The sequence below is a fragment of the Brevibacillus nigriterrae genome (genome assembly GCF_049846925.1).
Classification (GTDB): Bacteria; Bacillota; Bacilli; order Brevibacillales; family Brevibacillaceae; genus Brevibacillus_H.
Genome location: NZ_JBNCMT010000002.1, coordinates 120,813 through 145,448, shown reverse-complemented (window position 1 = coordinate 145,448; position 24,636 = coordinate 120,813). Strand labels below are relative to the sequence as shown.

23 protein-coding genes are annotated in these 24,636 nt (G+C 45.7%); 13 read left to right on the top strand and 10 right to left on the bottom strand.

From position 1 onward, the window contains the following. Nucleotides 1-42: 42 nt before the first annotated feature. The 3 genes from ACPW7N_RS02430 to ACPW7N_RS02420 all read left to right on the top strand — a co-directional run bounded on the left by ACPW7N_RS02430 (nt 43) and on the right by ACPW7N_RS02420 (nt 3,507). Complete coding sequence (locus ACPW7N_RS02430) at nt 43-876, top strand: SDR family oxidoreductase (RefSeq protein WP_425649410.1); 834 nt, start codon at nt 43-45, stop codon at nt 874-876. Nucleotides 877-1,004: 128 nt separating this feature from the next. After that, entirely contained in the window at nt 1,005-2,258 is a 1,254-nt protein-coding gene (locus tag ACPW7N_RS02425) for a GNAT family N-acetyltransferase (RefSeq protein WP_425649409.1), read from the top strand. A 229-nt stretch (nt 2,259-2,487) separates the two neighbouring features. Further along, nucleotides 2,488-3,507: a DUF5666 domain-containing protein gene (locus tag ACPW7N_RS02420; protein WP_425649408.1), complete on the top strand. Its 1,020-nt coding sequence runs from the start codon at nt 2,488-2,490 to the stop codon at nt 3,505-3,507. Nucleotides 3,508-3,576: 69 nt separating this feature from the next. Here ACPW7N_RS02420 and ACPW7N_RS02415 read toward each other — a convergent pair whose 3' ends face one another. After that, entirely contained in the window at nt 3,577-3,954 is a 378-nt protein-coding gene (locus ACPW7N_RS02415; RefSeq protein ID WP_425649407.1) for a 2Fe-2S iron-sulfur cluster-binding protein, read from the bottom strand. Between the two features lie 138 nt (nt 3,955-4,092). Continuing rightward, entirely contained in the window at nt 4,093-5,697 is a 1,605-nt protein-coding gene (locus tag ACPW7N_RS02410; RefSeq protein ID WP_425649406.1) for an acetate--CoA ligase, read from the bottom strand. Between the two features lie 235 nt (nt 5,698-5,932). On the opposite strand from ACPW7N_RS02410, the gene ACPW7N_RS02405 reads away from it, so the two are divergent. Together ACPW7N_RS02405 and ACPW7N_RS02400 are read left to right on the top strand one after the other, a co-directional pair. Continuing rightward, entirely contained in the window at nt 5,933-6,223 is a 291-nt protein-coding gene (locus ACPW7N_RS02405) for a CGCGG family putative rSAM-modified RiPP protein (protein WP_425649405.1), read from the top strand. A gap of 92 nt (nt 6,224-6,315) precedes the next feature. Continuing rightward, nucleotides 6,316-6,843 carry a hypothetical protein gene (locus tag ACPW7N_RS02400; protein ID WP_425649404.1) on the top strand — a complete coding sequence of 176 codons (528 nt, stop codon included), beginning with the start codon at nt 6,316-6,318 and terminating at the stop codon, nt 6,841-6,843. Here ACPW7N_RS02400 and ACPW7N_RS02395 read toward each other — a convergent pair. From ACPW7N_RS02395 to ACPW7N_RS02385, 3 genes are all read right to left on the bottom strand, one after another. Continuing rightward, entirely contained in the window at nt 6,837-7,262 is a 426-nt protein-coding gene (locus ACPW7N_RS02395) for a hypothetical protein (protein WP_425649403.1), read from the bottom strand. The genes ACPW7N_RS02400 and ACPW7N_RS02395 overlap by 7 nt on opposite strands. Before the next feature lie 133 nt (nt 7,263-7,395). Continuing rightward, a complete protein-coding gene (locus tag ACPW7N_RS02390) occupies nt 7,396-8,001 on the bottom strand; it encodes a LysE/ArgO family amino acid transporter (RefSeq protein WP_425649402.1) in 606 nt (201 codons plus the stop codon). Between the two features lie 14 nt (nt 8,002-8,015). Further along, nucleotides 8,016-8,966, bottom strand: a complete 951-nt coding sequence (locus ACPW7N_RS02385; protein WP_425649401.1) for an aldo/keto reductase family protein — start codon at nt 8,964-8,966, stop codon at nt 8,016-8,018. A gap of 196 nt (nt 8,967-9,162) precedes the next feature. On the opposite strand from ACPW7N_RS02385, the gene ACPW7N_RS02380 reads away from it, so the two are divergent. Both ACPW7N_RS02380 and ACPW7N_RS02375 read left to right on the top strand, forming a co-directional pair. Beyond that, nucleotides 9,163-9,645 carry a DinB family protein gene (locus tag ACPW7N_RS02380; protein WP_425649400.1) on the top strand — a complete coding sequence of 161 codons (483 nt, stop codon included), beginning with the start codon at nt 9,163-9,165 and terminating at the stop codon, nt 9,643-9,645. 34 nt (nt 9,646-9,679) lie between these two features. Continuing rightward, nucleotides 9,680-9,814, top strand: a complete 135-nt coding sequence (locus ACPW7N_RS02375; RefSeq protein WP_425649399.1) for a hypothetical protein — start codon at nt 9,680-9,682, stop codon at nt 9,812-9,814. Between the two features lie 113 nt (nt 9,815-9,927). Here the strand turns inward: ACPW7N_RS02375 and ACPW7N_RS02370 are convergent, their stop codons facing one another. From ACPW7N_RS02370 to ACPW7N_RS02355, 4 genes are read right to left on the bottom strand one after another with little or no spacing between them, the layout of a single operon-like run. Then, complete coding sequence (locus tag ACPW7N_RS02370) at nt 9,928-11,226, bottom strand: YheC/YheD family endospore coat-associated protein (RefSeq protein WP_425649398.1); 1,299 nt, start codon at nt 11,224-11,226, stop codon at nt 9,928-9,930. 38 nt (nt 11,227-11,264) lie between these two features. Continuing rightward, the gene (locus ACPW7N_RS02365; RefSeq protein ID WP_425649397.1) at nt 11,265-12,641 is read right to left on the bottom strand and encodes a YheC/YheD family endospore coat-associated protein; all 1,377 of its coding nucleotides are present in this window, start codon (nt 12,639-12,641) and stop codon (nt 11,265-11,267) included. A gap of 2 nt (nt 12,642-12,643) precedes the next feature. Next, the gene (locus tag ACPW7N_RS02360; protein WP_425649396.1) at nt 12,644-13,747 is read right to left on the bottom strand and encodes a YheC/YheD family endospore coat-associated protein; all 1,104 of its coding nucleotides are present in this window, start codon (nt 13,745-13,747) and stop codon (nt 12,644-12,646) included. A gap of 5 nt (nt 13,748-13,752) precedes the next feature. After that, on the bottom strand, nt 13,753-15,198 hold the full coding sequence (locus ACPW7N_RS02355) for a YheC/YheD family endospore coat-associated protein (RefSeq protein WP_425649395.1): 1,446 nt from the start codon (nt 15,196-15,198) through the stop codon (nt 13,753-13,755). Nucleotides 15,199-15,288: 90 nt separating this feature from the next. Between ACPW7N_RS02355 and ACPW7N_RS02350 the strand changes: the two genes are divergently transcribed. The 5 genes from ACPW7N_RS02350 to ACPW7N_RS02330 all read left to right on the top strand — a co-directional run bounded on the left by ACPW7N_RS02350 (nt 15,289) and on the right by ACPW7N_RS02330 (nt 20,349). Further along, complete coding sequence (locus tag ACPW7N_RS02350) at nt 15,289-16,449, top strand: DUF445 domain-containing protein (RefSeq protein ID WP_425649394.1); 1,161 nt, start codon at nt 15,289-15,291, stop codon at nt 16,447-16,449. 218 nt (nt 16,450-16,667) lie between these two features. After that, entirely contained in the window at nt 16,668-17,357 is a 690-nt protein-coding gene (locus tag ACPW7N_RS02345) for a metal-dependent hydrolase (RefSeq protein ID WP_425649393.1), read from the top strand. Between the two features lie 186 nt (nt 17,358-17,543). Continuing rightward, complete coding sequence (locus ACPW7N_RS02340) at nt 17,544-17,825, top strand: hypothetical protein (RefSeq protein WP_425649392.1); 282 nt, start codon at nt 17,544-17,546, stop codon at nt 17,823-17,825. 80 nt (nt 17,826-17,905) lie between these two features. Next, nucleotides 17,906-19,216, top strand: a complete 1,311-nt coding sequence (locus ACPW7N_RS02335) for a DRTGG domain-containing protein (RefSeq protein WP_425649391.1) — start codon at nt 17,906-17,908, stop codon at nt 19,214-19,216. Between the two features lie 179 nt (nt 19,217-19,395). Continuing rightward, nucleotides 19,396-20,349: a bifunctional helix-turn-helix transcriptional regulator/GNAT family N-acetyltransferase gene (locus ACPW7N_RS02330; protein ID WP_425649390.1), complete on the top strand. Its 954-nt coding sequence runs from the start codon at nt 19,396-19,398 to the stop codon at nt 20,347-20,349. 176 nt (nt 20,350-20,525) lie between these two features. On the opposite strand, the gene ACPW7N_RS02325 is transcribed toward ACPW7N_RS02330, so the two are convergent. Then, complete coding sequence (locus tag ACPW7N_RS02325) at nt 20,526-20,837, bottom strand: YtpI family protein (protein ID WP_425649389.1); 312 nt, start codon at nt 20,835-20,837, stop codon at nt 20,526-20,528. Between the two features lie 196 nt (nt 20,838-21,033). On the opposite strand from ACPW7N_RS02325, the gene ACPW7N_RS02320 reads away from it, so the two are divergent. Next, nucleotides 21,034-24,498, top strand: a complete 3,465-nt coding sequence (locus tag ACPW7N_RS02320; protein WP_425649388.1) for a DNA polymerase III subunit alpha — start codon at nt 21,034-21,036, stop codon at nt 24,496-24,498. The last annotated feature ends 138 nt before the right edge of the window (nt 24,499-24,636 follow it).

Here is a 24,636-nt window from a genome sequence, read left to right as displayed (position 1 = left end):
AAACAAAAATTATTAGAAACCATTGTGAAAGGAGTGGGCACAGTGACCAAAGTAGCGATCATTACCGGTGCATCGAGTGGGTTCGGTTTGCTGACTGCAGTAGAGCTTGCCAAAAGTGGTTATCAAACGATTGCTACCATGAGGGATCTGAACAGACAGCAACCGCTTCTTGAGCTTGCCAAGAGAGAGGGAGTCGAGAGTCGCCTGCAGATCATGCAACTAGATGTTACTCAGGAAAACCAGGTTCAGGAGGTCGTTGGACGAGTTGTGGAACAGTATGGAGCGATCGATCTGTTAGTTAACAACGCTGGATATGCCAAAGGTGGGCTTGTCGAAGAAATTCCCATGAGTGAGTGGAGAAAGCAGTTTGATACGAATGTTTTCGGGCTGATACAAATGACCCAGGTTGTATTGCCTTATATGCGAAGCAAGCGTTCCGGTACAATCATCAATCTGAGCAGCATTAGCGGCCTGATTGGTTTCCCCATGATGGCACCCTATGTCGCTTCCAAGCATGCAGTTGAAGGTTTCAGTGAGGCGTTGCGGTTGGAAGTGGCTTCATTCGGGATAAGAGTGGTTCTCGTGGAACCAGGAGCATTCCAGACAGCCATCTGGGAAAAAGGCTTGTCAACTGCCGATGCTACGGGTGCTGTAGACTACAGCCATATCACGGGAAAAGTCATGTCTCAAGCACAACAAATTGCACAGACGGGGGAAGATCCTCTGCAAGTGGCAAAACTCATCGTTCAAATCAGTCAATCATCCTCACCCTCACTCCGGTATCCGATTGGCAAGGGGACAAAACAGGCGATCTGGCTGAAAAAAATCGTACCATGGTCTATTCTGGAAAAAGTGCTAGGAAAACAACTTCATTAAACTCTTAATTATTGAACGAAAAATTAGAAAATTATCTTTTACAATCTTCGGAAAAAGCGATAAGATAATGAAAAAAAGTTGATAAAAATTTTTTTAATGAATGACATTGCATGGTACAGGAGGTCAGTATGAACGGAATTCACTTGTTGAACCAAGAGCACTTATCTGATTTTGTCTCAATCGCAGGAAATGCTTATCCCGGTTTGAATATGACGACTGCCGATAACCGTCAACGCTGGGAAGAGCGCTTGCTGCAAAGGATGCAAGAAGAAGCCATTCACTTTTTCGGCTATTTTCGTGATGGTCAGCTCCTTGGGGGTATGATTCTTTACGACTATCTGATGAATATTCGTTCTGTACAGATTCCTGTCGGTGGAGTAGGCATGGTAGCAGTAGATTTCCTGCACAAAAAAGAGAAGATTGCCAAAGAACTGATTACCTATTTTCTACATCATTACCGTGAGCAGGATTGTGCTCTGACCGCCCTTTATCCATTCCGCCCTGATTTCTACAAACAGATGGGCTTCTGTTTCGGAACGAAGAACAACCAGTATCGGGTTCAGCCTTCCACTTTTCCAAACAGCGGCAACAAATCGCATCTGGTCTATCTCACCAAGGAAGACAGAGAAGCGATTCAAAGCTGTCATGATCGCTATTTTGCCCAAACACATGGTATGTTCAGAAAGACCAATCTCGACATGCGCAATATGATAGAGAATCCGGATAATCGGATTGTCGGTTATGTAGAGGATGGCCAGCTTCTTGGGTATATGGTGTTCTCCTTTAAGTCGGTGAATGAAAATAACTTCGTCTTGAACAATATGCTCGTGAAAGAACTTACCTGTGAAACCCCGGAAGCTTGGAAGGAATTCTGCACCTTCTTACATAGTCAGGCAGATCAAATCCATCGAGTTGTCATCACCACGCAGGATGAACATCTTCACCACCTGTTCAATGACCCTCGGGATGGGGCAGTAGAGATGATCCCGCACGTTTCTCATCAAACAAATGTGTCTGCTGCCGGGATTATGTATCGGTTGGTTAACAGCCAAGCGTTATGGACGTCACTTTCGAATGTCAATTTTGGAGGAATTACTTGCAAACTGCGGTTAAACATTCGGGACAGTTTTCTGCCTGTGAATAGTGAGAGCACCGTCATCCATTTTACAGACGGACGACCTAGACTTGCCGCCAATCCAGAAGATTACGAGGTTGAGCTGTCATTGGATATAACCGAATTTACCGCCCTGCTTTTGGGAATTGTTCCATTTACCTATTTCGTACGCAACGGCCTTGTTCAAATCTCCAATCCGTCCTATACGGATATCATTACTCGACTGTTCCATACTGTAGAGAAACCGATTTGCACCACGATGTTTTAATAGCGCGCCATCGAAGCCCAGGATATCGTTCCTGGGTTTCGCCATGTATCAACGCAGTAGGCTGTTATTCCTATATATTCTATGAAAATGCTCTGCTATAGTATTGGTAAAATAATCTAGTTCTTCTATGATATACAGATCCCACGGAAGCTGATCTCCTTGGGTTCAATTTTTACGGTTGCTTGCATATACATACCAAGATTTCTTTTTGCAGGAAGGGGTTAGAAAAATGAAAAAATGGTTTTCATTGATGCTTTGTGCCGTTCTACTGTTTACAATCATCCCACTGGCTGGTGCACAAACGGAGAATAGCTCCAGTGTAGAACAACTGGACAGCAAAAAAGCGTATGTAGCCATGGGAAAAGTGACGAGTGTTGATCTGGCAACAAGCAAGCTGACGCTAGAGTCGAAAGGGATGACGCTTGTTCTAGCCATTGACGCCAATACCAAGATCAGAATCTCTGATGTGAAGTCTCCTGATCTGTCGTACATTTGGGTCGGTGATAAAGTTGTTGCTGAATATGTAAACGAAAATAACAGCAATACAGCCAGAAAGCTATCTGTAACCAAACAAAAAGGAAGTTTGAAAGGAAATGTTGAGCTGATCGATGTTCCTAGCCGCACGTTAAAAGTTGCGGGAAAACAGCTTGTTGCTTTTGAGAAGGCAGATATTCAACTCATGAATGTACAGGGAACATTTGCTGATATCCTGCTAGGAGATAAAATTGAGGCAAAGGGCTTCACCAAGGATGGAATTCTCTATGCCTACTACTTGAAAATTACAAAAGAGGCAACTGAAATCAAAGGAAAGCTGGAAAGTATCAATCCAACGAACAAGTCAGTCGTTATCGATGGGAAGGTACTTCTTGTAACCGATAAAACGGAGATTAAATTTTCCACAAAAAGACTCAAGTTTGAAGATTTGAAAGCTGGATCTTCAGTAGAAGCAAAAGCATGGAAAAAGAGCGAGACCGAGTGGGTAGCGCTTGAGATCAAAGTGAAAAAAGATGAAGATTCCGGGTACGAAGGCGGGATCGAAGGCAAGATCAACGAAGTGAATGTAGTAGAAAAATATATCACCGTCGAAGGAAAAAAAGTGCTGATTACAGACAAATCAGTGATCACAGACAAACGAGGAAGAAAGGTTCCGCTTGCTAACCTGACTGTCGGCATGAAAGCAGAAGCGAGAGGAACATGGAAAGACAGTATCCTGACAGCCTCAAAAATCAAGGTTGAATTCGAAGATTAATATGAAAAATCCCCTGGGGCCCCGCCTGATGCCAGCGATAGCTAGTGTCGGGTGGGTTTCTTTAGGGGATTATTTGTTTACGATCAGACTCTGGCAGGCAAGACGATATCCGTTCAGCAATTGATTCCCAAGCTTACCATGTTCAACCTGATTAGGACGTTCTAATTGCGACTGTCCTTCCATGATTTTCACTGTACATCTGCCACAGGTACCTTTTTGACATTTGTAATCGAGTGGAATGGTCTGATTCAGTGCGGCTTCCAAGAGAGTCTGACCGCTTGTTGGCGTTACCACGAATTCCTGTCCATGTTGAATGAGTCGAATGGACGGTCGCAGCAGCTTGGTAGGCTGCCGGGTGTCTTGGAGAACAGGTTTTATCTTGGTGGGTGTATCAGCAGGAATCATGTTGTGGGGAATCAGCGATCCAACGGTTAACTGCTTTTTCAATGGAAATCCTCCGTCTCCGTTTGTATGTTTTCATGCTACCTATTATTGACAATTCCCCTGTAAAATCTTCCCCAAAAGCGAAAAAAAGGCACCGCCGCAATCCAGCGAGTGCCCTTAATTAGTGGTGAGATTCAATTTTTAGTAGCCTGCTTCCTGTTTGCGCAATTCAATTCGGCGGATTTTACCGGAAGTGGTCTTGGGCAGCTCAGGCACAAACTCAATTTTGCGAGGGTACTTGTAAGGGGCAGTCAGGTGCTTGGTGTGATCTTGCAGTTCCTTAACCATCTCTTCACTGCCTTCATAGCCTTTTTTCAGGACAATAAATGCTTTCACCACATGCCCCCGGTCTGGATCAGGGCTTGCTACTGCAGCGCATTCAGCTACTGCAGGATGCTTTACGAGTGCATCCTCTACCTCAAACGGGCCAATTGTATAACCAGAAGAAATGATAATATCGTCAGAACGCCCTTCAAACCAGATGTAGCCGTCTTCGTCCATGCGGCCTTGATCTCCCGTTACATACCAATTCCCCCGGAAGGCACGAGAGGTACGCTCTGGATCATTCAGATACCCTCTGAACAATGCGATCATCCCACGTTCGATGGCGATGTCACCTACCTGTCCCACTGGCAATTCCTTGCCTTCCTCATCGATGATAGCCACTTTCACTACAGGAGAAGGGCGGCCCATAGAGCCAGGGCGTGGTTCCACTCCCACAAATGTCCCGACAAGCAGTGTGTTTTCCGTTTGTCCATATCCATCACGAACCGTAATTCCGAATGCGCGATCAAATGTATCAATGACTTCCCGATTGAGCGGTTCACCAGCCGAGCAGGAAGAACGCAGATGCGTAATCTGATAGTTTTCAATCCCTGATACTTTTGCCATCAGGCGATACTCGGTTGGTGTGGCACAAAGTACGGAAATCGGGAATTTTTCCAGCAAGTGAAGATATTTATCGGGTGAGAACTTACCTTGATAGACAAAGGCAGTTGCTCCTTTTCCAAGCGTCGATACAAATGGACTCCAAATCCACTTCGCCCAACCGGGACCAGCCGTCGCCCAGACGATGTCGTCTTCACGGACATCCAGCCAGTAGGTAGCGGCTACAGCCAAATGGGCAAAAGGCCAACCGTGGACATGCATGACACCCTTGGGTCCACCTGTAGTTCCGGAAGTATACGAGAGGAATGCCAAGTCCTCGGAGCGTGTTTCCACTGCTGAAAGCTCAGGTGATGCACTCTCGACCAACTCTTCAAAAGAGAGCCAGTCATCATGTTGGCCACCTAGCAGAATGTAGTGTTCAACTGTCGGGCAGGAGGTGCGAATGGTATCGACTTCTTCCCGAATTCCGGTGAATGCCAGGATTGCTTTGGCACCAGCATGCTTGGCCCGATACTCAATATCCTTGCCGCGAAGCAGTTCTGAGCAAGGCATGATAACGCTGCCAATTTTGTTTAGTGCCAAATAGATTCCATATGCCTCGATACCGCGAGGGACTAATACAATTACTTTATCACCCTGCGTAATTCCCAGCGTTCCAAGCGCATTACCGATCTGGTTTACGTATTGATTCAATTCATGATAGGAAATCTGTTTTGTATCCTCGTCATCATTCACGATGATCAGAGCTGGTTTGTCTGGATGCTGGCCAGCATACAAGTCGACCTGTTGCGCAAAATTGTAGTATTCCGGGATGGTAACCGCTACGTCCGATGCAAAGTGAGTTGGTTCGTGCGTCAAGTAAATCCCTCCATAAATAGTTGATAGATTCATCAAACTTGAATTAGACTACAATACATATTTTACTGAATTATCTGTCGTTTTCCAATGTAGATATGAAAAAAACTTGCAAGTAAAGTGACAATTTTCAGAAAAAACGTACATAATTAGATGATAAAAATAGCTTTCTAACTGTGATAGGAATCACCAAGAGAGCATTGGGCAAAGTCATATAATGATCTTGGAGGTGATGAGAATGAGCTTCCAAGAGAAGAGTCGGAAAGCAAATGATTGGTCGCTAAATTTAGAAGATGAATACTATGTAGATCATGTGGAAGAGTTGGTTGCTGATGCAGTCAAAGGAGTAGACGAGACGGAGAAAGGGTTCTACGTTAATCTGGTCACCCCAGCCGGTTGTGGTGATCCTGCCAGTTGGCTCATTCCACGTTTGGAACTAATTCTCCCTGCTATGGAGATCGGCTTCGAGCGTATCGAATATGTTGATCAATGCGGCTGCGGTGGATTTGTAACTCGAGTATATCGATAAAGAAGAAGGAAGTGGCATGGGGGATGATTAAATAAACCTCATGTCTTTTTTCTTGTTTGGGAAATCATTAGAGTAGCGAGGTGAGTGGTACAGTGCGAGATACGGAGAATCGTTACAGAGGATTGCCGAAGCGGACAGCCCCCATGCTTTTTCAGATTATCGGCAAGTTCTACAGGGGAGCCATCAACCATGTAGAGGTCATCCGGGAACGAACAGTTGAGGCAGAGCATGCTTTCCAGGAATACAAGCATACCAATGATCCCCAATCAGTTACAGAAGCGCTGACAGTTCTGTTCTGGGAGTTTCACTTCTATGTCACGTGCTGGCTCCAGATTGAGCTGGCATTGTACCGGCTCGCCGAACAGGAAGATTCCTCTTCATTTCAATTCATTTATGAAAAATATCGCTCTGAAATCGAGAGGCATCTTCATGTGCGAAAAGCAATTGATCATACGGAAGAGGCGGTTCGTACTCAATTGACATGGCTGCAAGAACAGAAGGTAAACTCTTTGCCTGGACAATTTTGGTTTGATGGTGTCCATTTTGGTGTGGATGAGGCGAGCCTGACTTCGCTGAAGAAATTATACAAAGACGTAATGGCATGCAAAAAAACTCAGTGAGCCGATTTTTCTGCTGATTCCTTGATTTTGATGATCGATTCTACAATATGGCGGTGCAGTGTGTTATAGGATTTATGTTTAAAATGCTGTTGAATGAGATAGATGGCAAGCAGTGTCAGAACGAGTATCGTGATCAACAGGATTTTCAAATCTTCTGCTACCAGATTGGAGAGCTTGGCCGAAAAAACCAAAAATACAAAAGGGATCGTAGAAAAGCAAAAAGGTAAATACCCGAGAAGCGCCTCTGTTTTTTTGATGGCGGCACCAATCAAGCGAAGTTCTTCCAAGGTAAGTCTTTCGTAAAAGTTCCAGATTTCGTGTATTTCCGTCAGGTCCTTGATGTGTGTGACGCAAGCTTGATTTTTGTCGAGCTTCTTGAGCGACTGAAAAAGCTTTTCGTAGTTACCTGTCGTCTTCATGTTTTCCCCTCCTAGCAAAAAAGACCTCCCACGCAGGGGGTCTTTGTATTTGTTTGCCAGTGTGCTCTGGTTGTTATCATCATTTTTAACAAGGAAGAGAATTGGCATTCATTGGGGAGAATTACAGGAACATTCACAGTTGTGAGACAAGGTAGATCGCAGAGCCCCACATGATCACAGCCGATACTTTATTCAACAGGACGATAAACGCATCAGAATTTCCAAGCTGTCCAACCAGTTTGCCAGCATAAGCTAGACTCAAAAACCAGATCCAGGATACACCGATGCAGGTTAGGGTGAAAGCGATTTTGGCGGGTAACTGAGAATAGGCAAGAGAACTGGTTCCAATGACGCCGATCGTGTCGAGGATGGCATGTGGATTTAACAGGGAAACGGACAGTGCAAACATGATTTGCCTTTTGGCCGTCCACTGTTCATTGCTGTTCTCTGTCTGTTGCGGAGTGCTTTTCCAAGTAAGCCACCCCATGTAGATGAGAAAGAGAAATCCACCCCAGGTGAGAATTAGCCGAATGATTGCAAATTCTAATACAACGGCAGAGACGCCGACGACAGCCAATGAAATCAGCAGTGTGTCGCAAAGGGAAGCAGTGAGGATGACTGGCAATGACCGGAGCCATCCTCGTTGTGCTCCCTGATTAAAGATAAATACGTTTTGTACACCTAAGGGCAAAATAAGCCCGAATGCTAAAATAAATCCGTGTGTAATGGCTTGCCACATAGTTTTCGTAACTCCTACGACTGTAATATCGTCTCGATTTGTTGAAGTACATCCACGGGCAGTGTAACATCGCAAGCTTTCACATTATCCTCCAACTGTTCGATACGGGAAGCTCCAACGATTGCACTTGCTACCCCTTTTTGTCTAAGTACCCAGGCAATGCTGAGATGAGACAAGCTCAGGTTGGCTTCTTTTGCCAGATGATAGAGCTTTTCAGCTTTTATCAAATTCTCGTCTCCAAGGTAGTTCTTCATGGTGGGGCCCACCTCACGTGCAGCACCACGGCTGCCTGCAGGAGCTGCCTCACCTTTGCGGTATTTACCGGTCAGTACGCCTTGGGCGAGCGGAGAGTAAACAACTTGTGCGATACCTTTTTCTTCGCAGAGCGGGAGAATCTCATCTTCGATATAACGGTTGAGCAGGTTGTAGGCAGGCTGGTTAACCACGATGCGATCCAGAAGATAACGATCTGCTACTCCGAGAGCTGTCTGAATCTGGGCTGCTGTCCACTGACTGACTCCAGCATACATGATTTTACCCTGGCGAATGAGATCGTCGATGGTGCGCAATGTTTCTTCGATTTGAGTATCTGGATCGAAGCGGTGGCAGTAGTAGATGTCAACATAGTCTACTTGCAGCCGTTTCAAGCTGGCATGCAATTGTTCGAAGACATGCTTTCGGGAGAGACCTTGGTCATTGGGGCCTTCACCCATAGGAAAGAAGACTTTGGTCGCAAGTACATATGATTCTCTTGGAAGTGTTCCGAGTGCCTGGCCCACGACTTTTTCTGTTTCGCCTTGGGCATATACATTAGCGGTATCGAAAAAGTTGATACCCAACTCGTAGGCACGATGGATAATTTGTTTGGAGTGTTCCGCCTCGACGGAACCACCATATGTAAGCCAACTGCCCAAGCTGATTTCACTTACCTTGAGTCCAGTTTTGCCTAGTCTGCGATATTTCACAGAAGATCCCTTCTTTCACTTTTCAGGTTACCCATAATTGTATCAAACTTGGATGTACAATGGACAGCAAGAAACCTGCCTTGTTGGTTCAGGAAAATATTTTTGAAATATTTACCACAGCATGCTGTTCCTATTATAGTTAGGTACATAATCTTTACGGTAAATAAATGAGGAATGAACAGAGAGGATGTTGTGTGTGGTAGATGGCAAGAAAGATGTATTATTAGACCAACTGGCTGCCTGTCAAAATGACCCAAGCTGGTTTCCTACGATTGAAGAGGCATTGGCAGGATTGACCGCAGAGCAGGCGGCTTGGAGTGAAAATGAGGCAACTTCCATTTGGCAAATCGTGCATCACCTAACATTCTGGAATTATCGTTGGCTCCGCAGGTTCAAGGAAGGGAAGGACGCATTCGATAAGGTTGACAATGAGATGACATTCAGTGTGAGCGGGACTGAAATAACAGAGGATGAGTGGCAACTGACAGTGGATAAATTGAACCGATCCTTCGCAGACTGGAGAGAGACACTCGCTGCCTGTGATGAATCCAAACTGGATGAGCCAATTCCTACTTTTGCACCGGAAGCTCGATGGTGGGGAGCAATTTCTAATTTATGTACACACAACGCCTATCATATAGGGCAGATCGTCTTGATGAAAAAAAGGCTCCCGATGTAACGGTAGGCCAGACAAAATTTATCGTGAAGTGGAAGTGATCTACTACCTGACATCCGAAGGGCTAGAGGAGCGAACGTTAGAATCGACGGATCATTTTATGATTATGCGTGAGTTTCTCAATAACAAGGAGCGAATTCTGGGAGAGCCGCTTGCAGATGATGAGCAGTAGTACAGTGGAATAATGCACATAGTAACGGAAAACAGAATCGTTGGATCACTGAAAAAAACGCCACCGTGAACATTCATCACGATGGCGTATTTTTTGTTGACAGAGTAAAAAATTTAACCGCAACCAAACGCTGAAACATATTGAGAGTAGTAAATCAAATTCGCAAGAGAAGAGTTGCGAATGGCAGGTTCATCGAATTTTTCTGGCTTCGCATTGGCTTCGAAGAAATACAGCTTCCCTTCTGGTGTGAGCCCCAAATCCATTGACATCTCTGCCAAATCCTCTATCTCGTCATTTAGCACATGAGCAATTGTCAAGGCCGTTTCTTCTACTCGTCGATAAATCTCTTCAGCTCGCTCCTGAAACAAGGCCGTTAATACCTTGCTGGTCGGCAGAATGGAGCCGCCTCGGGGAACATGCGTCGTTATACTTTTTGCGCCCGCCCGACGGATTCCTACGCCTGTGATTCCCCATTCTCCGCTACCGTCTTTTTGGATCAAGACACGTACGTCGAATGGACGATTCTTGTATTTTGCAAGTTGGATGCCCTGTTGAAGGATATAACGGTTGGTTTTTGTTTGTTGACGAATCGATTTCCACACTTGATCAAGCTTGACAAAGTATTGCGTAATTGCCTCTTGATCAGACACACGTCGAAGGCGCCAGCGTTGAAGGTGGCGATCCAGACGCATAATGCCTTTTCCTGCTTTTCCTAGTGTTGGCTTGAGATAAACAAACGGATGGTCCATGGCAAAGCTACGGAACTGGGCAAACGTGCTCAATACCTTGGTGTCCGGTAAGAAATCTGTTACTTCGTGCCGTTTTTCCAAAATTTGAAACAAGGTGTGCTTGTTGAAAAAATGCCGATTAAACAACGTAACATTTGTCAGCGAAGATAATTGATCCAGAGTCTGTTTCACTTCGCTTTTGGTTTCAGACTTTCGTGTTGGTATACGGTTATACACGACATGGGGAAAAGGCATCACTGATTCAACCCAATTATCTTCCTGTTCATTATAGAGATACGCTTTGATCCGCTTTTTGTCCCAGTCTATTCCACTGGGAGAAAAAACATAGACAAGTGCACCCAGACTTTTTCCTGTGAGAATAATGTCTTTGAAGTTTTCTCGATTTCCTTTAAATGCATTGCCCTCTCCAACAGTTAAGATTCCAACGATTGGCCCGATCGTCAGATGATCGTTGGATAGCGCCCAATACACTTTGGTTCGGAACCGATTGGGTTCTGTAGGAGGAGCACTGATATAAACGGGTTTCTTTAATAAATCAGGGCCAATTCGTGCTAATAATCGCTCTCGTTTGATGAGTCCTGCCAGTCTGTATTTTTTGAGCCCTTGCAAGTACCAGCGACCCGAGGGTAATATGGTTAGCCACCCTGATCGTATTTGGGCCATAGGATTACCTCCTTCCTATTCCTACGATGGTGGTGGCTTTAAAAATTCGCCAGGTATCGGCTATAGTCAACAATGAGTGTACGTGAAAAATTATCGGCTTCCTTCAGACGGGAATGCTTGAAGATAGATCGACCTGGCTTGGAATTGGCTTCGAACATCCAGACCTGCCCATGTGTATCGATTCCCATATCCAATCCAAGCTCACCCAATGGCGCTTGGTTTGCTTCTTCGATGGCAGTAGCCAATCGAAATGCGGCGTCACGAATTCGTCTGGACACCAATTCCTTTTGTTGACCAAACAGATACTGGAGCAATTCTTCACCAGGAATGACTGTTCCACCCGTTCGGACATGTGTTGTTACACTGCCGGTGCCAGCCACTTTGGCTGCCATGCAGGAGACGACCCAGGCATTTTCCTGATTTTTATGAAGGTGAACACGGAAGTCGAAGGGGCGATTTTGATACGTACACAAATTGATTCCCCGCTGAATGAGATATGAGCCCAGTTTACGGGTTCGGGCAATATGGGAGAAGGCGGCAGACACTGTCTTGAATGTGCGTTTGGTGTTGCCGATATTGGAGTGGTAGGAAACCTCATAGCCTTTGTCCAGTTTTCTCGTCAATTTTACGATGCCATACCCCAGACTTCCGTTTTTGGGCTTGAGATAGATCATGCGGTACTTGCGAATCATCATTTTCACTTTTTCCAGAGTCGGCAGAATGTGTGTCTCCGGGATATGTTCTTGTACCTCCAAATTGGGATATAGGAGGCGATAGATATTCCATTTATCGAAGAAGCCATCATTGAACAACGGCAATTTGGTTTCTGCCACCCACTTCAGCTTGAACTGTTGAACCGAATCAAGCCGTTCGGCTGCTCGGGAAGGGATGCGATCATAGACGACATCCGGGAGTGGAGTTGACATTCGCTTCCACACATAGTTCCCTTGCTTGTCGGGACGCAGGAACCATGCATCTACTTCCTGGCGATCCCAATCGACATCAGTGGGAGAGAAAATGTAATAGAACACCCCTTTGCCCTTTTGAGCAGTAAGCAACTTGTGGAAGAAAGATGTGCGGTTTCCCATTGGACTAGGTACAGACTGTCGGACTCCTGTTGTGACAATTCCGATGGATGGACCAATCCGCAGGGTTTCTTCTTCTTTTTTCAAATGAATTAATCCGCCATGGGGGATGTTCAGTTGCTTTTTCAGGAGGCTGGTAATTTTCACGATATTGCCTTCAATGTTTTGTTTGTCTTGAAAGACGGTTGTTGTTACCTCTTTTTTCCCGAGGGTGATGACAATTTGTTGACGGGGACGAAGCTGCAGTTGTTGAAGCATTTGAAGCGGCATGATGATTCCTGCAACCTGTGAGTAGTTGAGAAAGCGAAGCCGCACTAATAGCGATTCCATGCTTAGTAACCTCCTACACGTTCGTTCATGAGATATTCTGCATATTTAACAGGTTGAGTCATCGAGCGTATGCGAGCCGTCTGATCATCAATTTGGCGAAAAACCGTTCGGCCAGGTCTGCTGTTTACCTCAATGATCCATACATTTCCTGCAGTATCGATTCCGATGTCAATTCCTAATTCCACGAGACGACCATGTGATGATTCGAGATACACAGGTACTTTTGAGATCAAACTGTTAATTTCCTCATCAATCAATATTTGACGCTTTTGGCCGAAATAGTGAATGAGGAAAGGAGAGAGTGCAACTGCTTTGCCCCCGCCATGAAGATTGGAAGTGATGCCATGTTTCTCACCCATGCGGACAGCTTTGCCTGTTGTTTCCCATTTGCCTTCCCCGTTCTTTTGGACGAGGACTCGCACATCATAGGGGGTTCCGGCTGGAGTGTGCAAAGTAAGATAGGGTTGTATGATGAATGGCCTGTTTGCTGTGAAGGTAAGAAGAAAGCGCTGAAGTCCTGTTCGTGTATTGAACTTTTTGGTAAATCGTTCGTTAACGTGATTCCTGCCAGTAACCTCGTACTCTCCATTTGCTCTTTTGGACACCCGGATCACACTGAGACCATGGGTACCAGCCGCTGGCTTCACAATAATGTCCTGTTCCTTCACCAAGAGAGAATTTACTCGCTGTATCGAAAATAGAAAAGTTTCTGGCAGCCACTTCCGAAGCTCTTCGGATTGACTTAGTGTCTGGTAAACCTGCCATTTTCCTGATAGCCCATTTCCGAGGAATGTTACTTTGTCGTCCTGTTGCAATCGTTCAATCAGTGGCTTATATCGTTTCCGGGAGACGCTTCCCATGAAGCATCGATCATATACCACTTGAGGCAGAGGGAATTTCCTTTTCACCCAATCATCTTGATGATATTCGAAGCCAGTCACCTCTCGTTCTTCGAAATCAATCATCCGTGGAGAAAAGACGAAGACGCGGATCTCTAATCTGCGTCCGGCTAAAGTCAACATTTTGTAATAACTCTTTTCCTTGAAAGTGGGTTCTTCCCCATGAAACGAAGCCATAATGCCTAATGTTCGATATTGAGAAGACATAATTGTCACCTACGTTGTCTTTTTCGTTTCACTTTCTTTTGTTTGGCAGAGGGTGGATTGTTTGAAGCCACATACCCAGAAAGATACGAAGAGTATTCATACAAGCGACGCACAGATGGTCTGATTTTGTACGTACTGACTTCCTCTCCCTCTCCCTCAGGTCTTTGTATTGTACTGTCTGACTTAGATGGCTTGCTGTTTACTTCCAACAGCCAGATGCGTCCATTCACATCTACACCCAGGTCGACCCCGAATTCTGCATAATGCCCCGTGAGAACCCGTTCAAGTGTATCAGCAACTTGCAATGCTACATTTTTGAGAGACTGGACAGAAGGGCGAATCGAGCCAACCCACGGTCCTGCGATCCGCAGTGCCTGATCTGCTTTGGTCATCATGCCGCCTCTGGCCACATTGGACACGATGTGATTCTGCCCCAGACGTGCTACCAGAGAGGTGACAGCCCACTCACCACGTTGATTTTTTTGTACGAGAACACGGAAATCAGCAGGCTTGCGTTTCACACCGATCAACACAAGTCCTTGTTGAAGCAAATAATGTGTTCCTTGTATTGATTTTCGCAAAGCCTGATACAGAACCGGAATGTCTGGGTACGATCTTGTCACGCTGCCATTCATTGTGGCATATTGAAGCTGGAACCCATTCGTAGTTTTATTGATTCGATAGATTCCCTTTCCCATGCTGCCACTGGTTGGTTTGACGTACACCATCCGGTGGTCATTCAACATTTGTTTGAGGTCGTGAGAGCCGAATAAACGGACTGTTTTAGGCAGATAAGCGTTTGTTTGCTCTTCTTTGCTCAGGGCATCATGGACATGCCATTTATTCAAAAACTGATCATTGAAAAAGGGAATGTGTAAATCTTTGAACCGTTGAATCGATGCACCTACTTGTTCTTTTTGTTCATATTGTCTTGTTGGCAAGCGATTATAGATACATTGAGGCAACGGCAAAGTATAGGACCGCCACGATGCTCTCTTCCGAACCAAAGCCCGAACCGTCTGGTTGCCCCAATCAATATCTTGGGGGGTGAACACACCAATGACACCGCCCTTTTCGTAACAAACATCTGAAATTTCATTCATGAACGTACTGATTCCCGCAAAAGGCATGCTGGAGTTGGGCCCGTTATGTTTGGCGAGCAATACTCCTACATAAGGACCAAATACGAGTCTTCGCCGAATTGAGTCATAACGGAGAAGAATAGGTATTCCCACTGGCAATCGGAGCTTGCGAAGAAGAGAAACGGTTATCTGTGTAGCTCTGCCATCGGTTCGTCTGACCACAGTACCTTGTGTTTCCTGACTTCCAAATGCTATCGTTAAGGTAGAAGCAGGAATTTTGAGGAAGTTGACTGCATGGTTGGGAAGATATACACCATATTCTTCTGATTGTGAATCTACTGCTTGAATGATCGTGCGTATATTTGACACGGCTATCCCCTTCCCATTAGGCGTTAGGTAGTCTTATTTTATGACAGGACTTTTTCTTTGGTTCCTTCGTATACAGAGGAGTGTATGGCATTGAATGATTGGCTCTTGGTGTTGACAAACGTCGGAATTGGATCAGTAATTGGTGGGGTGACGAATGAATTAGCGATTAGAATGCTGTTTCGGCCATATAAGCCGTGGATGATCGGTAGTTTTCGTGTGCCATTTACACCCGGATTGATCCCGAGACGTCATCATGAATTGGGCTTTCAAATGGGCAAAGTGGTCGAGGAATACCTAGTTACCAAGGAAGGGATTCAGGAGGCAATTGCCCGTGGGCATCTGGAAGAAACGCTGAGAAATTGGCTTACCCAGATGGCTGACAAGTGGCTGGCTAGTGATGAGAAACTCATAGATATCATCAATCGATTTATACCTGAGATGATTACAGAAGAATATCGATTGGGAGAGCGGTATCAAAAGCCGCTTCGTGAAAAATGGTTGGAGCATGCAGACCGTCTGATCAAAGGCTGGGAAGATAAAAAGGTACGAGAAATCCTGCCACCTTCTTTGCAAACGAAAATGGACGATACGATTGAGAGTCTGGGTGTTCTCTTGCTCACCCGATTCAGAGAGTACCTGCAGTCTCCGGAAGGATTACATAATGTGCAAAATATGATTCGTGGCGCCTTGGGCGGAGGCGGCGGAATGCTTGGCGGTTTTGTCGGGATGTTTTTGGGCGATGAGAAGCTGATTTCCAAATTGTTGCCTCATTTGCTCGAGGCACTGGAGAATCCCGATCTGGCCAGAAATCTTTCTCGCATGATCAGACAAGAAGCGGACAAGCTGCTCGACAAAGAAACAGGAGAAGTTCTTGACTGGATTGGAAGAGAGCAAGTGGCAAGCTTCAGTGGGAAACTATTTGATCAGGTAGAGACGATCGCTATTCGCTGGTTGGATAAGCCTCTCACCGAATCGTTGGGGCCATTCAGGGGAAAAGTGATTGATCAGTTGATCCCGTGGATCAGTACCTGGGTTCTCGCCAAGCTGGAAACCAGTATCGAGCACCTCTTTCCGAAACTGTCAATCGCAGAAATTGTTGCGAAACAAGTAGATAAGTTCCCGTTGAGCCGAGTAGAAGAAATGATCATTGGAATTTCGGGAAGCGAGTTTCGGATGATTACCATACTCGGGTTCATTCTCGGAGGAATCATCGGATTGGTTCAAGGGGTTCTTAATCTGGTGGCAGGTTAATAAGGTGTACAAAACGGTCATGACCGTTTTCCCCTCTCATCCCCTCTCATCGGGGGACTGAAACGTCGGGGGACCGAAACGTTGACCGCAAGCGGTCACATCCACTTTTATGACAAGGTGCCTCAGCGTCACACCTGGCATCTACTTCGGTAAAAACGTCGAGACGTTTTTCACAGAAAAGTAGAGTATCAGGCAAATATACAAGGGAGGGTTTCGTAGTGGAAATTCGTTATCATGGACACAGTTGCATTGAGATTACTCATGAGGGGCATCGCTTGATCTTTGATCCGTTTCTGACAGGCAATCCGAAGGCTACGGTTAAGGCAGAAGATGTGAAAGTGGATTATGTTCTTGTGACGCACGGTCATAATGATCATATTGGAGATGCACTCAACCTGTTGCAAGCAAATGATGCAACACTGATTGCCCCGTTTGAGCTTGCTGTCTATTTTGCGCAAAAGGGTGTCAAGGCTCATCCGATGCACATCGGCGGTGCTGCCCATTTTCCGTTTGGTCGGGTCAAACTGACACCAGCTTTCCACGGCTCTGGTTATGAATCGGGGGATGGACAGATCATCTACCTGGGAATGCCCGCAGGCATTTTAGTTACCATCGGCGGAAAAACGATTTATCACGCAGGAGACACGGCACTCTTTGGCGACATGAAGCTGATTGGAGAATTGAACAAGATTGACGTAGCGTTCCTCCCGATTGGCGATAATTTCACCATGGGACCTGAGGATGCCCTACTTGCCGCTTCCTTTTTACAGGCAAAATGTGTCGTGCCCATTCACTACAATACATTTCCGGTGATTGCTCAAGATCCAGAGGAATATGTGCGTCAGTTAGGGGAGAAGGGGATAGAAGGAAAGCTTGTACAACCAGGAGAAAGTTTCTCCATTGAATAATCATCAAAATGAAAAGAAACTGTAATCCGCTTGTAATAATCCTGTAATAATTTATGGGTATGATAAATCTACGATGAAAACCCCCTTAATTAATATACCTCACTGGTGTAGCCCGTACGTTAGGCTACACCTCTTTTTTTTTGCCTGCTCATAAGCTATAGTGGCAGAAGGAGGGAGAATTGACTGATGCTCAGATTTTTGTTCGTAGCCCTTCTTGCCGCACTATTACGCTTTTATGTGGGGGAAGATTCGATCAGTTTTTTATGGTTTATCATTCTTTACTTACCGATGATTAATTGGACGGTGTATTGGGTGTTTTTTACCGTCCGGGTTGGTTTGAACCGATTACGAGGTTTTGACTGGATTACGGTGCCGCAAATTCGAAAAATCTATGTCTGGTACCTAAATATCCCCGGATCTCTTGTTTTAGCAGAAGTAATCTATCAAGGATACTTATATAATAGATAAAGAAAGATCAACGTCGTTATCCCGATTGACTGGGTGCAGGCGGAAAGATTGACCCGAGAATGGTGGAAGGTGATACCTACATGGCTACGAAGCACGAACAAATACTAGAGTACATTGATCAATTGCCCGTGGGGAGCAAAATCTCCGTTAGGCAAATTGCCAAAGACCTGGAAGTAAGCGAAGGAACCGCATACCGTGCCATTAAAGAAGCAGAAGTACAAGGATACGTCAGCACGATTGAGCGTGTGGGAACGGTTCGGATTGAAAAAAAGCTGAAAGAAAATATTGAAAGACTTACGTTTGCGGAAGTTGTAAATATTGTTGATGGTTCTGTGCTAGGGGGCAAAGAGGGACTGTACAAAACCTTAAATAAATTTGTCATCGGTGCCATGAAGTTGGAAGCGATGATGCGATATATTGATCCAGGCAGCCTGCTGATCGTCGGTAACCGGGACCAGGCACACAAGCTTTCGTTGCAAAACGGAGCAGCGGTTCTAATTACTGGGGGATTTGATACAAGTGAAGAAGTGAAAAAGCTGGCTGATGAGTTGGCTCTGCCGATTATCTCATCCACCTATGACACATTCACGGTTGCTTCCTTAATTAACCGTGCGATTTACGACCGCTTGATCAAAAAAGAGATCATGATGGTAGAAGATATCTTGAAGCCACTAGAAGAAACAGCGGTGCTGAAGAATACCGATACCGTGGAACGCTGGCATGCGATGACGGAAGAATACAAGGACACCCGTTTTGCTGTTGTCGACGATCAGATGCGAATTGTGGGCATCGTGACATCAAGAGACATTATTGGACATGATCAAAACACAACACTGGATAAAGTCATGTCCAAAAATCCGATTACCACAACTCCAAAAGTATCACTCGCTTCCTCTGCTCATCTGATGGTATGGGAAGGCATCGAGCTTTTGCCAGTGGTAGACAATCACAAGAAACTAGTTGGCGTGCTCAGTCGTCAGGATGTTTTAAAGGCGATGCAGTACATGCAAAAACAACCGCAAATGGGCGAGACATTTCCGAACCAGATCATGAGTCACTTCCGGGAAGAAAAGCAGGCAGATGGCTTCGTCTATCACGGAGAGATTTCGCCACAAATGACCAACCATTTGGGGACGGTGGCAAGCGGCGTGATGACGACTGTCATTGTGGAGACAGCCTGTAATGCCCTCAGACAACACAAACGGGGGGATATGGTACCGGAAAATATCACGGTTTACTTCCTCAAACCCGTACAAATGGAGAGCGAAATCAGCGTAAAGCCTCGTGTGATGGATATTAGTCGCCGCTTCGGAAAAGTAGAAGTGTCGGTATACCATGACGATCATTTGGTAGGGCAAGCGATGGTAACGGCACAGATTATTGAGCGATAGTCCGTTCTTATTAAATAAAATAATAAATAGAGAAAACTTCCGTCGGTCAAATACGGAAGTTTTTTTGTGCATCAGTCTATGTATACTACAAAAATAATTGACTAAGTCAATTAAAACTATAATATATTTGATATAAGCAACTAATTTTTGATGTGATAAAAGTAAAAGGTGGGAAGGGTATGAATGGTATTGCAGATCGAATTTCACATGTGCGGCACTTTAATCGTTTTATTACCAGACAGATCGGAGTTCTCGACGAAGGACTGCTAGATAGTGAGTTTTCGCTGACCGAAGCACGTATCCTGTTTGAACTAGCTCATCATGCTGGAGTGACTGCATCTGATCTGGCCAATGAATTACGGATTGATCCAGGGTATTTAAGTCGGATTCTTGCACGACTGGAGCAGCGGGAGCTTATTGATAAAGTGCGTTCGGAAGAGGATGGACGTCAGAGGATTCTTCGTTTGACACCACAGGGACAAGTGGCATTTGCCGTGCTGGATCAACGTTCACACGAAGAAGTAGCCAACATACTGAGCGATTTGAGTGAAGAAAAGCAAGAGCAATTGATTTCATCGATGCAAACAATCGAGCGTGTCTTGTCCAAAAAGGAGAACGATGAGCAGATCGTAGCAAAGAACACCTCGTCACCCCCAACTTATTTTCTTCGCTCACACCAGCCAGGCGATATGGGCTGGATTACCCATCGACATGGCGTTCTCTATGCACAAGAGTATGGCTGGAATGAGCAGTTCGAGGCATTGGTTGCCCGAATCACTTCGCATTTCATAACTCGCTTCAATCCATTAAAAGAGCGGTGCTGGATAGCTGAAATGGATGGGGAGATCATCGGTTCTGTGATGGTGGTACAGGAAAATGAAGAAATAGCCAAGCTTCGTCTCTTGTTGGTCGAACCGAAAGCGCGTGGACTGGGACTCGGGACTCGACTCGTGGAGGAATGCATTCGATTTGCCAGAGCCAAAGGCTATCAAAAGATGGTGTTATGGACAAACAGTGTGCTTGATTCGGCCAGACTTATCTATCAAAAGGCCGGCTTTCAACTGGTTGCAGAAGAAAAACATCACAGTTTTGGCCATGATCTGGTTGGGGAGACGTGGGAGCGTATTCTATAATCATAAGAAAAAAGCAGAAGTCCCTGCTGGAACAATCCAAGGATTTCTGCTTTTTTTGCTCAGAAAATAAAAAGGACAACCCGGCATCGCACGAGGTTGTCGAAGCATAGAACGTCACAAGGAGATTATAACGTAGCTAAAACAAATTTATCTACAAGAAACATTTTCCCTGTAGTCTATCCTTTTTTATCGATAGCTTTACGCCATTCACTGCGGAAACGGAAGTAATTACGGAATCCGAGGAAGAAGTTGATTCCTCCCACAAGGATAAAGAGAATAGCTACGCTCAAGCGAGCTGTGCTCAGTGTTTCGTTTGCCAGTTGGTTTGAACCTAACAAAAGTAACAGGCATCCAAGCATGACATTCATTTTACCGAGAGTCATCCGAGATTCGTAAGGGTGAATACCTGTACGACGTGCCATGACACTATAGTAAACCCATCCACCCAGGGAAGCGATCATACCAGTCAAATAAAAGGCGAACCACATGTGAGAAACCCCTTTCTACTACAGCTATTTCCTCAAGTCTACAAAAGCTATCCTACTAAAGATCTGCAAACTGGTCAATTGATACCGACTATATGTTCGCATATTCGCCAATACACGGTATAATAAAGAAAGGAAACTTTAAAAGCTCATTTTATAGAATATAGAAAAGATAGATACAAAGAAAGGTACGAGCAGGTTGAACCCTTCATTCGTTCATTTACACGTTCATACTGAATACAGCTTGCTGGACGGTGCGGCACGCATTGAAGATCTCGTGCAAAAGGCCGTTCTCTTAGGCATGCCAGCTTTGGCGATTACCGATCACAATAATTTGTACGGTGCTGTTCCTTTTTATCGTGCTTGTGTACGAGAGGGGATCAAGCCGATTATCGGGTTGGAGTTATCTGTGATCGAGGGAGCGATGGAAGAGCGATTTACACGCAATTCACCTCCGCCTTTTCACCTGATTCTCCTTGCCGAGAATACCGAAGGATACCGGAACCTGTTAAAGCTGGTTTCGATTGCTCAACTTCAAGGAACGCATGGCTATCCACGTGTAAACAAAACCATCCTGGCGGCACACACGAAGGGATTGATCGCCATCAGTGATGCGAAGGACGGAGAAGTGTCCAGGTACTTGCAAACAAATGATACCCAGTCGGCACATAACGCTGCGAAGTGGTACATAGAAAAGTTCGGTCCTGATCACTTCTTTTTGGAATTGCAGGACCATGGTCTGGAGTTGGAGAGACGGCTCAATCAGCGGGTAGTCAAGCTTCATCAGGAGCTAGGAGTACCACTTGTCGTCACGAACAATGTTCATTACATTTCACGTGAAGATCACCAGCTTCATGATGTCCTGTTGGCGATCAAGGAAGGCAAGACGATTGATGAAGAAGACCGATTACGCTATGAAAAGGATGAGTACTTTCTCAAGAACCATGATGAGATGGCACACAATTTTGCCTTTGCCCCAAAAGCGCTGGCCAATACGTGGAAAATTGCTGAACGCTGTCAGTTGGAATTGGCGTTTGATCAACATATTTTGCCCCGGTTCGAAGTTCCAGCAGGATATGAACCTGACCAGTATTTACGAGAGTTGTGTGAAGCTGGCTGCAAGGAGCGGTATGGTGCGATTACACCTGAAATCGAGAGGCGGCTCAGTCATGAACTTGCCATTATTACGGGGACTGGATATACGGACTACTTTCTGATTGTCTGGGATTTCATGCGGTATGCTCATGAGCAGGGAATACCGACGGGACCAGGGCGTGGATCTGCTGCTGGCAGTCTGGTCAGCTATGCGCTGAAGATTACCAATGTTGATCCTCTTCATTTTAATTTGCTTTTCGAGCGTTTCCTGAACCCCGAGCGGATTACGATGCCCGATATTGATATCGATTTTTCCGTGGAACGGCGGGACGAGGTGATTCAGTATGTCGCTAACAAATACGGCAATGACCGTGTGGCCCAGATCATTACATTCGGAACATTGGCAGCAAGGGCAGCCGTACGAGATGTTGGCAGGGTACTGGGACTTTCCCTCGGGTTGGTTGATCGGGTGGCTAAAATGCTCCCGCAATTCTCGTCGATCACCATTGATCGGGCAATTGCCTCGATTCCTGAACTAGCAACACTAATGAAAGAAAACAAGCAGGTAGCCAAGCTGATCGAAGTATCCAAAGGGTTGGAAGGCCTTCCGAGGCACGCTTCCACACATGCAGCGGGGGTCGTTATTTCGAGAGATCCATTAACTGACCACGTCCCTCTGCAACAAGGAAGTGAGGGGCTTTCACTTACCCAGTACCCGATGGAGGTACTCGAGCAGGTCGGATTGTTGAAAATGGACTTCCTTGGGCTGCGTAACCTGACCATCATTCAGGAAACACTTGCACACCTGCGTTCTGCTGGCATACATATTCGACTGGATCAAATCCCGATGGACGACCAAGGGACGTATCGTATGCTCAGTAAAGGGGAAACTACGGGCGTTTTTCAACTGGAATCTTCCGGTATGCGCAACGTATTGCGTGAGCTGAAGCCGACTACCATTGATGACATCATTGCTGTTCTAGCTTTGTATCGTCCGGGACCAATGGAGATTATTCCCCAATACATTCAGGTGAAGCACGGGAAACAGCAGGTACATTATTCGCACCCTGAATTGGAACCCATTTTGCGAGAGACATATGGCTTTATTATTTATCAGGAGCAGATCATGCAGATTTCTTCCCGTATGGCAGGCTTTTCGCTGGGAGAAGCAGATATCTTGCGGCGGGCAGTAGGGAAGAAGAAGCGGGACCTGTTGGCGGAGCAGCGGGAACGATTCGTCCAGGGGAGTATTCGTCAGGGGTACGATGAACAGTTGGCAAATGAGACCTATGATCTGATCGTCCGGTTTGCGGATTACGGGTTTCCAAAGGCGCACGCCGTAGCCTATGCAATGATTGCCTATCAGATGGCCTATCTCAAATCCAATTATCCAGTTGCTTTCATGGCTGCCCTGCTTTCCTTGTCGATCGGGAGTCAGACCCGAATTGCGGAGTATGTAGAGGAAGCAAAGCGGCTGCATGTCGAGGTCATGTCTCCCGATGTAAACCACAGCGAGGCACTGTTTACGGTAGAAGGGGAAAAAATCCGCTTTGGGCTTGCAGCGGTGAAGAACGTGGGGTACAACGCGGTAGAATCAATTGTCAAAGAGCGTACCAAAACGCCGTACAACGATATCGTGGACTTTTGCTCACGAGTAGACAATCGATTGGTGAACCGTCGAGTCGTTGAATCATTAATTTTATGTGGTGCTTTGGACTCACTGCCCGGTTCGCGCGCCCAATTATTGGTAATAATAGATGAAGCGATGGAAAAAGGTTCCAACAAACGAAAGGAACGGGACGAAGCACAGTTGAATCTGTTTGCGGTTGTTGATCAGATTGAGGATAGTGTCGGTGCCCAGATGACAGACGAAACCGGCATTGACCCGTCTTCCTATCCGGATGTTCCAGATTTCACACGAATGCAGCGGTTGAAAGAAGAGCGGGAGATGCTCGGCGTCTATTTGTCTGGTCATCCCCTGGATGATTACCGCCATGTCAGCAATCGACCAGATATTGCTCAGATTGCAGAGCTTACCGAGAACTCACGGAATCAGACGGTCAAACTGGTAGGGATGCTGCTTGAGGTAAAGCAAATTCAAACCAAAAAGGGCGAGCCGATGGCATTTATCCAGCTCGAAGATCGAACAGCACAACTGGAAATGATAGCTTTTCCACAAGTGTTCCAGAAATACAAACATTTGCTAGTCAAAGAGCAACTACTGGTCGTCGAAGGACGGATAGACGTTCAGGATGATAACTTCAAGCTGATCGCATCCCGACTGTGGGACGTATCTGCGGTTCAGGCACCAGCAACAGAGCCAGTACTGTTTGTCAAAATCTCGCCAGAACAGGAGCGGGATTCGACGTTAATCCGTCTGAAGAAACTGCTTGTCGAAAGAAGGGGAACGATTTCTGTCGCCCTTTACTACGAGAGCAAAAAGCAGACAAAACGCCTGCCTGACGAGTTTTCGGTTGAGGTGGACGAGGCGTTTTTGGAGCTAGCGAGAGATATTGTGGGGAGAGAGAGCGTAATCAAGAAAGAAATGCCAATAAACTGGGGAGGATAGGATTTGTCCTCCTTTTTTTCGGCTTTTCGCTGGGTTTACAGTTTGGTCGGTTTTGTTATAATGAGTACATAATTTTAAGAGGTGGTCAGACCACTAGGGTAATTTTTCGTATAACTGGTCAGACCACTACTCAAACAT